At 35.7% G+C, this 12,792-nt stretch carries 11 protein-coding genes; 3 read left to right on the top strand and 8 right to left on the bottom strand.

The features are described from left to right. Nucleotides 1–183: 183 nt before the first annotated feature. The gene (locus tag ACFJGY_RS05335) at nt 184–1,008 is read right to left on the bottom strand and encodes an energy transducer TonB (RefSeq protein ID WP_379968839.1); all 825 of its coding nucleotides are present in this window, start codon (nt 1,006–1,008) and stop codon (nt 184–186) included. Nucleotides 1,009–1,187: 179 nt separating this feature from the next. Here ACFJGY_RS05335 and ACFJGY_RS05330 point away from each other — a divergent pair, with 179 nt between their 5' ends. Continuing rightward, nucleotides 1,188–2,522 carry an aspartyl protease family protein gene (locus ACFJGY_RS05330; protein ID WP_379968837.1) on the top strand — a complete coding sequence of 445 codons (1,335 nt, stop codon included), beginning with the start codon at nt 1,188–1,190 and terminating at the stop codon, nt 2,520–2,522. 24 nt (nt 2,523–2,546) lie between these two features. After that, nucleotides 2,547–3,062 (top strand): hypothetical protein, encoded by a 516-nt coding sequence (locus tag ACFJGY_RS05325; protein WP_379968835.1) that lies wholly within the window; start codon nt 2,547–2,549, stop codon nt 3,060–3,062. Here the strand turns inward: ACFJGY_RS05325 and ACFJGY_RS05320 are convergent. The 3 genes from ACFJGY_RS05320 to ACFJGY_RS05310 are packed head-to-tail and all read right to left on the bottom strand — an operon-like array spanning nt 3,059 to nt 5,033. After that, the gene (locus tag ACFJGY_RS05320) at nt 3,059–3,892 is read right to left on the bottom strand and encodes a glycosyltransferase family 2 protein (RefSeq protein ID WP_379968833.1); all 834 of its coding nucleotides are present in this window, start codon (nt 3,890–3,892) and stop codon (nt 3,059–3,061) included. The two genes, ACFJGY_RS05325 and ACFJGY_RS05320, sit on opposite strands and share 4 nt — an antisense overlap. Beyond that, nucleotides 3,892–4,503, bottom strand: a complete 612-nt coding sequence (recR, locus tag ACFJGY_RS05315; RefSeq protein WP_379968831.1) for a recombination mediator RecR — start codon at nt 4,501–4,503, stop codon at nt 3,892–3,894. The genes ACFJGY_RS05320 and recR overlap by 1 nt, the downstream gene beginning before the upstream one ends. Before the next feature lie 35 nt (nt 4,504–4,538). Continuing rightward, nucleotides 4,539–5,033, bottom strand: coding sequence for a dihydrofolate reductase (locus ACFJGY_RS05310; protein WP_379968829.1), 495 nt, complete (start codon nt 5,031–5,033; stop codon nt 4,539–4,541). A gap of 207 nt (nt 5,034–5,240) precedes the next feature. Between ACFJGY_RS05310 and ACFJGY_RS05305 the strand changes: the two genes are divergently transcribed. Continuing rightward, nucleotides 5,241–6,260 carry a glutaminyl-peptide cyclotransferase gene (locus ACFJGY_RS05305; protein WP_379968827.1) on the top strand — a complete coding sequence of 340 codons (1,020 nt, stop codon included), beginning with the start codon at nt 5,241–5,243 and terminating at the stop codon, nt 6,258–6,260. A gap of 50 nt (nt 6,261–6,310) precedes the next feature. Here ACFJGY_RS05305 and ACFJGY_RS05300 read toward each other — a convergent pair whose 3' ends face one another. The 4 genes from ACFJGY_RS05300 to ACFJGY_RS05285 form a co-directional block, all read right to left on the bottom strand. Further along, on the bottom strand, nt 6,311–6,769 hold the full coding sequence (locus ACFJGY_RS05300; protein ID WP_379968825.1) for a DUF6759 domain-containing protein: 459 nt from the start codon (nt 6,767–6,769) through the stop codon (nt 6,311–6,313). After that, nucleotides 6,762–7,442 carry a tRNA (guanosine(46)-N7)-methyltransferase TrmB gene (trmB, locus tag ACFJGY_RS05295; protein ID WP_379968823.1) on the bottom strand — a complete coding sequence of 227 codons (681 nt, stop codon included), beginning with the start codon at nt 7,440–7,442 and terminating at the stop codon, nt 6,762–6,764. Before trmB ends, ACFJGY_RS05300 begins: the two co-directional genes overlap by 8 nt. 108 nt (nt 7,443–7,550) lie before the next feature. Beyond that, a complete protein-coding gene (locus tag ACFJGY_RS05290) occupies nt 7,551–8,351 on the bottom strand; it encodes a hypothetical protein (protein WP_379968821.1) in 801 nt (266 codons plus the stop codon). A gap of 147 nt (nt 8,352–8,498) precedes the next feature. Further along, the gene (locus ACFJGY_RS05285; RefSeq protein ID WP_379968819.1) at nt 8,499–12,764 is read right to left on the bottom strand and encodes a gliding motility-associated C-terminal domain-containing protein; all 4,266 of its coding nucleotides are present in this window, start codon (nt 12,762–12,764) and stop codon (nt 8,499–8,501) included. Nucleotides 12,765–12,792 lie beyond the last annotated feature (28 nt).

Below are 12,792 nucleotides of genomic sequence, written 5' to 3'. Positions count from 1 at the left end.
ATTAATTTAATCTTCAAAAATACGATTTTTTACTACTTATAAAGTTTTGAAAAACCCGCTAAGCCGTTAAAGTATTGTTAATTAACGGGTTGACAAATAAAAAAATTATCCACATTTCCTTACAAAATGTGGATAATTATAAAAAACTTGATGTTTAATATTTACATAGTCCTGATTTTCAGACTATTCAATTTTCATGGAAATAGGCATTCTGAAAGATGATCTTACAGCTTTGCCTTTTAATTGTGCAGGTGTCCATTTCGCTTTCACAGACTTCACGGCTCTTTCTGCCTCGGAATTGAAATCGGAATTGGAACCATTGATTTTTAAGTTGGAAATGCTACCGTCTTTTTCTACTACGAATGTAATAACTGCGGATATCATTCCGCCATTTTCTACAGATTCTGTATCAAAACTCTGAGCTACTTTTTCACGGAAAGCATTGATTCCGCCTTTGAAATCTGCTGCAACATCAGCTTCATTCTGATTTATAAGCTTGTTGGGATCTTCAGCCGGCTGAGCTGGAGGCGTGGAAATAACAGCTGGAGGACCCGAAGTTACAACCGGCGGGACATAAGATATAGTTGTTTCCTTTCCCGTTTTTGTTTCTTCTCCGATAGCCGCACCCTTTAAATCATCCACTGTCGGAATTGGTTTATCTTTTTTAAGATTTCTAACTGGTGTATAAATTGGATTTGTAACAGTTTTAACATCTTGTGGAACTGTAGATGCAGGAGTTGGTTTGGTTATATCTGGCGTATCAACATCATCAAGAACAACCGGACCAGGTGTATTGATAACTTCAATAATTTTATCAGATGAAAATGCCGAAATAATTAACGGAATTACCGATAATGATGCGAAAAAAGCAACACCAACGAACAGGGCTTTTGTAAGCTGATTAGAATATTCATTTCTAAGAACATAAGCGCCATAAGCTTTATTTCTATTGGCGAAAACAATTTCGTCCAAGTTATCTTTTCCGAATAAAGTTGATAGATTTTTCATAACTAATAATGAGATTAAATTAAACAATTAGTAACGTTTTGCAATAATGTTTAAAAACACATCAAACAACATTCCATTTTTTAAAGCAATTACCAAATAAATTATGATTAACATAGGTATTCCATAAAATTATATTGTCAAAAAATTGCAGTTGTTAAAAATTAATGTAATTTAATCTTATGAAATTTTTGTTCATCTTCAGTTTAATATTTGGCGTCTGCACGAAGGCTCAGGATGGTTTTGTCCTTGAAAATGTTGATAAAACCGTGATTAAATTCAAGCTGATTAACAACCTCATCTTCGTTCCGATGAATGTAAATGGTATTGAACTTAATTTTCTATTAGATTCCGGGATTTCTGAAACCTTGCTTTTCAGTCTGGAAAATAAAGAAGTTGATTTTAAAAATATTGAGAAAATCACCTTCAAGGGTTTGGGAGAAACGGTAAGTATTGAAGCTTTGAAATCGATTAAAAATAATGTGAGTATCGGAAAAAACTTCGTTGATAGGTCTCACACTGTATTTCTGGTTTTGGACGAGGATTTTAATATTTCTCAGGATATAGGAATTCCCGTGAATGGCATTATCGGGTATTATTTTTTCAAGAATCATCCGGTAGAAATTAATTATATCAAAAAAACATTGACTATTTACAAAGACAAATCCAAGTTTCCTAAAAAAGTCAGCAGGTATGAAAATTTCCCTATGAGTGTGGAGTTCAACAAACCTTACATGAATGCTGATATAGAAATGAAACATGACAAGCAAAGCTCAAAGCTGCTTTTGGATCTTGGAAATACGGATTCTGTATGGCTTTTCCCGGCATTGATAAAAGATTTTATTTATAACAGACCGAATATTGATGATTTTCTGGGACGCGGTTTCAGTGGTGATATTTTTGGAAAAAGAAGCCGGATCAATTCGCTTTCTATCGGTGATTTTAAACTTAATAAACCGATCGCATCGATGCCAGACGAATATTCTATCCAACATCTGAAACTGGTCAAAGACAGAAAAGGTTCGATTGGTTCCGAAATTCTTCGAAGATTTACAGTTATATTTGATTATCAAGACAATAGAATTTATTTCAGACCGAACAGATATCTGGATGATCCTTTTCTGATAGACGGCAGCGGGCTGGAAATAAAACAGGACGGACTGCTTTGGGAAAAAGAACAGGTGCAGGTGAAAACAGCAAAAGTAAATTCGTCTGGTAACGAAATAAACGTCATAGACAATAGCCCGGACAGTTTCCAATATAAATTCACCCTGAAACCAAATTTTTTAGTTTCCGGTACAAGGAAAGATTCTCCCGCACAAAAAGCAGGAATCATCAAAAACGACCAGCTTGTCACCATTGATAATAAACAAGCCAAAGAAATGACACTCAATAAAATCCATCAGATCCTGAAGACCAACGTCAGTAAAAAAATAAATCTGGAAATCAAACGAAATGGTATTCCGATGAAATTTGAATTTACGCTGGAAGATCCGATTCCCTACATTGAGGAATAAGAATTAAGAATAAGCATTAATTTTATGAATGAGACTTTGAACAGCATACGAAACAGACCCAGATTCAAATTATACACGGATCTTACTTTGGAACAATATGAGACCAATTTGAGAGATTATCTGGAAAAACACCACGATCAATTCTTCGGAAATATTAACAAGGAAGTAGCCACTATTTTTGTGAGAACAGAGGAAGAAAGCTATTGGAAACCAAATCTGGCACTAAGAATAGAAAAAGAAAACGACGCAACCGTAATACGCGGAATTTTTGGTCCAAGTTCTGCAGTCTGGACATTTTTCATGTTTTTATATTTCCTGTTCACCATTGCGTGGATGACCTTCTTCACATTATTTTATGTTGAGAGACAGATCAATACCAATAATTATCCTTGGGCATTGCCAAGTTCTTTTGTAGTTTTGGGACTTATAGCGCTCACTTATGCTGCGGCAAGATTTGGACAGTCAAAAGCTAAATATGAGATGCAGGAATTAAGAAGATTTGCAGAAGAATCTACACTTCACACAGAGAAAAAAGATTAATTTTTAATTTTTCTGGCTTCTATAAAATGTTTGAATTTCAGGCCGATTTTCATCAGAATGTATTGAAAAGGCTTTTGTTTTTTGTAATATTTGTTGATAAAAATATCCATTGCGCCAAAAAACCGGTTGAGATAGACTTTATCTTTCACAGTGCTTTCTCCTTTGTAGTGAAGGATTGAAGCTTTTCCGTAATAAAAATTTTTGTAACCTTTTCTAAGAATGGTATAACAAAGATCGATGTCTTCGCCATACATAAAATAATGTTCGTCGAACCCGCCGACTTCCTCATAAACAGATTTTTTCATCAACAGATTGGCGCCGGTCATGACTTCTACTTCTGCAATTTCCGATTCTCCAATATCATTTCTGTAATAGGTTTTGGAGTCATTACTCAGCTTTGTAAACAGTTTTTCGAAGGAATTAATAAGTGCAGGAACAGACCTTTTACTTTCCGGTAAAAATTTTCCCTGGGCGTCGTGCATTCTCAAGCCCAAGGCACCAAACTTTTCCTGATGATCTGCAAAATCCAGAATATCCTGAAAGTAATAACCTTCAAGTTCAGTATCCGGATTCAGGATATAAATATATTCTCCTTTTGATGCTTTTACACCGATATTATTGGCTTTAGAAAATCCGAAATTCTTGTCTAAAGCTATAAAATTAACATCAGGAAATTCACTTATCAGGTTTTTCCATTCCGAATCCGGAGAATTGTTATCGACTACGATAATCTCATATTCCAAATCCTGAATATATTTTTTTATAGAAAGGATACAGTTTCTCAACAAATCCTTTACCTGATAATGAACAATTATAAAGCTTAATTTCATCAGCCTGCTTCGTTATAAATGGTTCTATTCGTTATAGATCTTCCGAGCGATATCTCATCTGCATACTCCAACTCGTCGCCAACAGCTATACCTCTTGCAATGCTGGAAAATGATACGTGAAAAGTTTTGAATTTTTTATAAATATAGTAAGCTGTAGTATCACCTTCCATAGTAGCACTTAACGCAAAAATCAACTCTTTTATTGTGCCGGACATTAATTTTTTTTCTATACTCCCGATTCTCAGCTGGCTGGGTCCAATACCTTCCATTGGAGAAATCTTACCTCCCAAAACAAGGTATTTGCCTTTGTATTTGCCCGTATTTTCTATTGCCATTACATCTCTCACATCTTCTACTATACAGAGCAATTCCTCATTTCGCTTGTGGTCATTACAGATATCACAAGTGTCTGAATCTGAAAAATTATGACACTCTTTGCAATACTTGATATCCGTCACCAGATTCTGGATAGATGTTCCCAAAGAAATACCCTGCGATGCCGGCTGGCGAAGCAGATGCAATGCAAGCCGGAGCGCTGATTTTTTTCCGATGCCGGGCAAACCAGATATCTCTTCTACGGCTTTTGATAAAACTTTACTTGGGTAATCCATAATTATAAGACAAAAGATCTAAGAATCAAGATTCTTTATTCCTTATTGATTTTCTCGTAGGTTTGGAAATAGAAATCGTGATTATTTTTTTCATCTTTTGGATGAAACTCCTCGTCTGTTTTCTGCCAGATTCTCAGATCTATCTTCGGAAAAAAAGTATCTGCTTCGAAGTGTTCGTCAACCAGCGTTATTTCTAACCTGTCTGCCAGTTCTAAGGTTTGTTTATAAATATCGCCGCCGCCGATGATAAAAACATTTTCATCAATTTTTTTAGCAAACTTGATAGCTTCTTTTAGTTTCGATACAATAAGAATATCTTCTGCAAACCAGTTTTCTTTCCTGCTGACTACGATATTCGTACGATTTGGCAAAGGTTTACCAATACTTTCATAGGTTTTTCTTCCCATAACCACGGGATGATTTTCTGTAAGCGTTTTGAAATGTTTCAGATCTTTCGGAAGACGCCAAAGTAATTGATTGTCTTTTCCTAAGGCATTATTTTTTCCTATTGCGGCAATTATCGTAATCATAATATCTACAAAACTACATTTTTATGTTTAATTAAGAAAAATTTATGAGGTCTTAGTTTGCATATTTTGTATTTTTGGCGAAGTTTCTGAGTCATAGAGCAATTGAGCTGGTGTGTTGGAGAGCTTAAAAATCATTAAGTGAATTTGAAACTTTTAATAACAAATTTTAAAACAGATCCGGAAGAATCCGGCGAATAATATTTCTAAATGAAAAAGATTTTTTTAGCATCTGCTTTTGCTCTGCTGATACTGGCAGGCTGCAACAAGGACAAAGACATCCTGACATCCCTGAATGATTACAACCTCAGCCAGCAGGACAAAGGTTATCATTTTGGAGACAAACTCCAATTGCCGCAAGATGTTCTGGATTATGCAGAAGCAATTACCGTAAGTTTTGGCGACAAGGAGACAAGCAATCTAACTATAGATCCGAAGTTCTTTACCTTAGGCGAAAATGATGTTACTTTTAACATCAAAACAAAAAGTGGTGAAGTTCTGCAGCAAGACGCCACGATCAATGTTTTTGCAAAAGCCAAAGCAAGAACGTTGTCTTATCAGGTTCTCAATCAATATCCGCATAATACAGATTACTTTACAGAAGGTTTTGAGCTTCATGACAATACAGTTTATGAAAGTGTTGGCTTAAAGGGTAAATCAAAACTCGTCAAATATACTTTAGGAAGTACCACGCCAATTAAGGAAGTCCCACAGCCTTCTGATATTTTTTCTGAAGGAATTACAGTATTTGGAAACAAAATTTATCAATTGACCTATCAATCCAAAAAAGGATTTATCTACGATTCTGACATGAAGCTGATAAAGGAATTTGAATTTCCAAATGTAATCGGCGAAGGCTGGGGAATGACGAATGACGGAAAAAACCTCATCGTTTCCGATGGTACAAAAAATATCTATTTCCTGAATCCAGAAAATCCGTCAGAAGTTGTAAGATACATCTCTGTTGCAAGTGACAAAGAAGGTTATGACCAGGTAAATGAATTGGAATATCACGACGGATCTATCTATTCGAATGTTTGGCAGAAACCAATCATCCTGAAAATCAATCCGGAAAATGGCGAAGTTACCGGCATTCTTGATCTATCCAACATCAGCAAACAAAACACAACAGGAAATGATGATGTATTGAACGGAATCGCGTTCAAAGGGGAAAATATGCTGATAACAGGTAAAAACTGGAGCAGGATCTACGAGATTTCTGTGAAATAAATATTGACACTTGATATCAATAAAAAAGCTTCCAAAATCGGAAGCTTTTATTATTTAAGTTCGGGGTTTTTATTTTCCGTATTGGTAGTTACTAGAGAGTATTTGATATTCAGCTGCGTATTTTCTGCCAGTGTCTTGCGTGCCAGATATGTGCTTTGGCAAACCTCAGACCGCATCACATATTCGCCTTGCTCTACAACAATACTTTCTGTTTTTTTGGATGCTACCGGAACACTGTAAGTTTTCCCTCCTGAAATAGTCATTATGAAATCACAATCCGAGTCATTGTTAATGATCAAAACCATATTTTTATTGGCAGCATCGGTATTGAATAACTGATTGAGCAATGTAACAGCCTTGTCTTCTATTTTTAATTGAGGCTTTTCGACGATAACATCTGTGTTCAAAAGTACCGTTGAGTCTTTTCCTCCTAATAATGGCGAAACCGAATTGCTGGATGCGCAACTCACAAGACAAATGCCTAAAAAAAATAAAAAAAATCTATTCATTTTTTAATTTGAATTTGATGTAGGTAATTGTTTTTCCTTTGGAAGAGAACAATTCCTCATAATAGGTTCTAATATCTTTCAGTAATGGTGTGTCGGGCTGATATTCTGCAGCGCCGTAAATGTCGTGATGGGCAGTCAGAATCTCGTGCCCCAAACCCTGCAAAAGTCCCAAGGTATAACCGTGAAGATATTCGGAATCGGTTTTGAGATGAATGATCCCGTCCTGCTTCAGGATATGCCTGTACTTTGCTAAAAATTCCGGATTGGTAAGCCTGTGCTTCGTCCTCCTGTATTTGATCTGAGGATCCGGAAATGTAATCCAGATTTCAGAAACTTCATTCTCTGCAAAGAGATTATCTATCAATTCTATCTGAGTTCTCAGGAAAGCAACATTCTTCAGGTCATATTCGATGGCTTCTTTGGCTCCAAACCAGAATCTGGCACCTTTGATATCGATCCCGATGAAGTTTTTCTCAGGAAACGCCTTTGCCAGTCCTACAGAATACTCTCCTTTTCCGCATCCTAACTCCAGAACAATGGGTTTGTCATTTCCAAAAAACTCATTCCATTTTCCTTTGTATTCAAAATTATTAATTGCCTGGTCGCGCGTTGGCTGGATGACGTTTGGCAATATGATATTTTCTCTGAATCTTGCGGCTTTATTTTTACCCATTTTTTTCTAAAGTTGTTTTTAAATCTTAAAAACGCAACAAAACTATACAATTTATTTTAAATTGTATAGAATAATTACATATTGTTTAAAATTTGATAATTAATTAATTTAATTTGAAATTTCTGAAGTTACCTGCATCAAATGAGAATTCTGTAATCTTCTGAGATAGATCGGAAGATATTTTTCGATATAAGTTTTTGCAGCTTCATAATTGTTGGTTTCCAGATAGTCTGTAATATTATCTGAACTATAGATGAATTGCAGGAAATTCGGGATCAGTTCTTTCGGGATTTTCATTTTGATGAAATAATCATCACCATAATAATCCTGAAGATTCTTGATATTCTTGCTCATTCTCTCGTATTGGTAGTATCGTTCTTTCTTTTTCTTTTCTCCTGAGATCAAATCAAAAATACTGTCTATACTGAAACTCAAACCCTGATTAAATGACAAAACAGGAATCTGCGGTGAGGTTCCATCGCCTTTTGGCTCCGGAAGTCCAATCATTTTTCTAAGCTCGAATGCCTTATCGGAACCTTTCAGCATCGCCACATCTCTTCGGAGATTACCTGTTGGCTTGAATGAACTTAAAATCACTTCCTGAATCTCGTAATAAGCAATCTGCAACTCGATAAAATTCTTCCTCATTCCAAGCATTTGCCCGGTTACCGTCACATCTTTTCTTTCCGTAGCGATGGAAGTAAATCTTAGAACATCGCCTTCCTTTACAGCGATTTTGAACTCGCCATTGTAATTCGCCAAAACACTTTTGTGTTCGTTGAGATTGGTTACATAAACCTGATTAAGATAAAGACTGGACTTATCTCTGATGAATATTTCTCCTTCCAAAATTTGTCCGTAAACAGATGCTATACAAAACAATAGCAAAATTGTAAATGTCTTCTTCATAATAATCCGGCAAATTTATAGAGAATTGCACGTACAACCATTAGAAAAAAAAGCCGATAAGGTTAAAATTTTATTAAACTTTATCAGCTTTTTGTTAAGTAACTTTAATTATGATCTTTTTTAGAAAATAATTGTTAAATAAATTTTTTAGTCTAAGTTTCTATTCTTTAAGAGAATCCAGCCTGTATATTTCATCACAGCCGAATTATCGAAATCCTGCCATTCCATAATATACCAATAGCTGGAGGTAGACAGTACTTTGCCATCTTTTTTGCCATCCCAGATAAAATTATTCTGTGTACCACCTTCAAAAAGTTTTCTGCCAACTCTGTCATAAATATAAAGCTTCGGATTGACTTTCGATTTCAGAAGGGACATATCAAGAACATCATTCACGCCGTCTCCATTAGGTGAAATTAAATTATAAATTTCTATAACTGAAAATTCCTTTTCTATCGGATCACAATTGTCGGCAGAGATCACATAAGCCTTGTGGAAGCCGGAAGAAACATTTGTGAAGATATTAGAATCCTGATAATTGCCATTGTCAATGGCATATCTGTATGGCATTTTACCGCCTTTAGCATTTATCTTCACGGTGCTCCCATTGATTTCCACACTTTCTATAATTGGTAATTCTGCAGCTTTTATTTCAAAATTCTGCTTGTATGGACAACCGTTTTGAGCCGTTAGAATGACGAAATATTTTCCAAGTCCAATATTGATCACCTGCGAATTACCGATAGGAGTTGCAGGATCTGACTCTTTAAACCATTCATATTTGATAAAACCAGAACCTGCATCTACATCCGTCGTTGACTCCGGACATATCGTTTGATCTGCCAAAACAGTAGATTTTACAGGAAGTTTGATTTTGACTGTCAATTCTCCAAGTGCAGAACAATCTGTTGCATTGGATAACCGAACATATAAAGTCTGCTGATTGGTTACATCAATTTCTGTAATGTTGTTCGCAGCATTAGTTTGGGCATCAGATTTTTTAAGATAGAACTTCCCAGAAGCGGTAGAATCATTTGTGAATAAACTGACAAAAGAATCAAGATTCTGAACCAGCTTTTTACCATCCAGATCATCATCGCAAACTTCTGCTGTCTGAACATCTCCAAGAAGCGGCACTTTTTTTCCTATTTTGAAATTAATTGTTCCGTTAACATCTACACAATATGGTGATGTCACTTTTACATAAACCGTAGTATCGGTACTGTAAGTCCAGTTGTCCGGCAGCAATTGTGCTGACGACATCGTATTTCCACTGTAATAAGTTACGGTATAAAGACTGCTGTTATTCAGCAAAATAGTTGGTGTTACGGCTGTTGAGAATTTAACTTTAATCAAACCGTCAAAATCATCATCACAGAATGTAGCATTAAATTTGGACGTATCTAATAAAGCTTTCGGGGAAGCAATGATTTCGAAATTCTGTTTGTAATCGCAGCCTTTAACTGAGGTTAGTATGACATAATATTTTCCAGGACCAAGCGTTATTTTTTCCAATGTTCCAATAACCGTTGCCGGATCAGATTCTTTGTACCATTTATAAGATTTGTGAGCAGTGCCAGCATCTAATTGTGTGGTTGTATTTTCGCAAATTGTTTTGATTGCCGGTAAAGTTGTGGAAGCAAATCCTTTGGTATAGGTGATTTTAAGTTCAGCAACATTCGGACAGATTCCGGCTTTTTCGAAACGATAATAATAATTGACATCTTTTGTTAAAACAACATTTCCGGCAGGTAATGCATTTTTATTTTCCTGAGCATCAATCAGAGAAAGGTAAAAATAAGTTTTGATGTTAGTATCCGCTAAGTTGGCTGCTGATAAAAATAAGTTTTTATAGTTATTAAGATCTACATTCTCAGAATCATCAAAATTTGGATCACATAAAGTGTAATTATTAGTTGAATTAATGAGAGAAATTCTGGCTCCTACCTTAAAATTAACTGTAAATGTTACGGTAGAACAACCGTCTGGTGATTTTACTTCCATCTGAACAACTGTGTCAGATGAGTATGTCCAATTATTATTTAATTTAACACCATTCAGATAAAAACTTACATTGGCATCAGGAAAATATGCTGCATCCTTTAAAATCTGTGCTTTAATCTGATTCAAATTTACTTTCACTCCTTTGAAGTCCAAATCGCAGCCTTCATAGGTATTGCTTATTAATTCCGGGATTGGAGCATATTTCAGCTCAATTTTTACAGTTTTGGGACAAAAACCATTGTTTAAGCGGACATATATAAAACCTTCCGGCGACTGATAATTTGTGAGGCTAGCTGTTGGGATGGTATTAAGGCCTGTATCATTATCCGCATCAAATTGAGTCTTGTAAAAAATCTTGCTCGTTACGGTTGCATCTGTCGTTACATTAGCTTTTGTGAGATTGAATTCTCCCGTTGTGTTGTTGATTTTGCAGCCTTTAAACACAATATCACTGGCTATGATATTTTTGATATTTATATTTACCAAAACCTCTTCTGACTCAGGTGTTACCGGATCATCTCCAATAAATTTGTATCGGAAAGAGTCAAGACCTGATGTGTTGGGGTTTGCAGTGTAACTTATTGTTTTTGCCACCGGATCAATTGTTACAGTACCTTTTACAGGCTGTTTGACTATGGCAATGGAAGTTCCTACAACGCCCTGGTTTCCTAAAGTTAATTTAGGAGTAAGTAATAGATCCTTACAGGTCTGATATGATTGTAAAGTATAACTTAAACAACTCAAAAATTTGAATTCTGCCGTTATAACCTCAGCACAAGATCCTTGTTTTACTCTAGCTTTGTAATAACCTGCTTCTGTAGGTTTATAAAGATTTGTCGTTGCACCTGCGATATCTTCGTACAAACCTGTAGTTTGGTTTTTTTTCATCCATTGGTAAAAGTCAAAACCTTCTGCCAACTCCAAAGTTACATCCGGGACACACTCGCCTTCTTTCCTGATAATAGCCGGGATAAAGGAGAAACCTGCGAAATAGCCACCATATCCCACAGCGTCATCACCTGCAGAAATTCCTGCAGTAACCGCTTTGTTAGAAATTACAGCAACATTTCCCGTGATATTAGGAATCGAATAAGTAACCCAGCTGTTGTTTCCTGTAACATCAAACGGACCGTTTGAAGCACTTAAAACCAAAGAAACACCATTACTTTTGACATCGATAGACGCACCTCTTTCTGTAATAATATTAAATTTTGTAGGAATCTGATCCCGATAACTATTAATACTACTTATAAAAACCCGGTTTTGGTCTATGAGTCCAATTTCATCAATTTTTTTAGGAAGATAACAACTCAACGGTGGAATATAATTAAAACCACCTGTGGCTTCTCCGTTTGAATTAGAAGGAGGATTACCATTTTCTATTCCTGCCAAAAGCTGATAGACATAAATATCATTGTTGGAAGAAATATACAGGTTATAATGACCGGAACCTTGATCTTTATAACTATCGGGAGGTGTTTCAAAAAACTCTCCTGTCTGCAAAATCTTTGATGGTGTTGTATTATCATTGAGATAGATCTCGGTATTATCTTTTACGGCTACAATGATTGCTTTTTCCATTGTAGTCGTAGTCCCAAAATCATCTAAGAAACTATTGGCTCCATTTCCTTTGACCAGGATAAATGTTTTCCCAAGTCTGTCTTCCGGAACGCCTTGATCCATTAATATATCAGAAGCATTGGGATAAGATCCGGCATACTGACCATTGAAGTTTCCGTTTGTGATAGATATCGGTTTGTCGGCTGATATCTTTGCGCCAATAATACCTTTTTCATTTCCATCTTCGTCTCCTATTCCATCAATCATATAGGATTGTCCTTTATTTAATACAAAACTAATCTGAGTTCTGGTAATCCCATCAGAGAACTTAACATTCGGGTCGAAACCCGAAACAGTAACAGTCGTGTTATTTTCTGTAGCAATTACGCTGGTCATGAAATTGAGGATCCCATTATAGACAGCTATAGGTGCCATTGCTACCCGGAAATCTGTTCCAAGCCCTGCAGTTCCTTTAGAAGTAAGAATCTCTGCGTGCTGGGCAACAGAGAATCTTAAGCTTGCATAGAAAGATCTCTCGCCTTTAAGATAAATTCCTTTATTGACAGGTTTAAATAAGTCAGACTGAAGTCTTGATATAATCATGCTTCTTGTAACATTAAAAAACTGAGGATTATTTTTGCTGATAGTTACGGTTCCTATAACCACATTATTATTATAAATCTCAACTTTAAACGGTGTAGTCTCATTCGTGGACATATATATTCGCTGAATCTGATTAGCGTTTGACGTTCTGTCAAACATAGGAGCAAACCAATGTTCCGTGTCCAGCTGTGAAAACATCTTTGTCGAAAAGACAAGAATAAAAAGGAATAGTAAAATTTTCTTCATTGTAGTAACCAAATCAATATATTACAAA

It is taken from the genome of Epilithonimonas sp. UC225_85 (assembly GCF_042695135.1).
Lineage (GTDB): Bacteria > Bacteroidota > Bacteroidia > Flavobacteriales > Weeksellaceae > Epilithonimonas.
The sequence above is the reverse complement of the archived record's forward strand: the minus strand, read 5'-3'. Positions and strand labels throughout refer to the sequence as shown.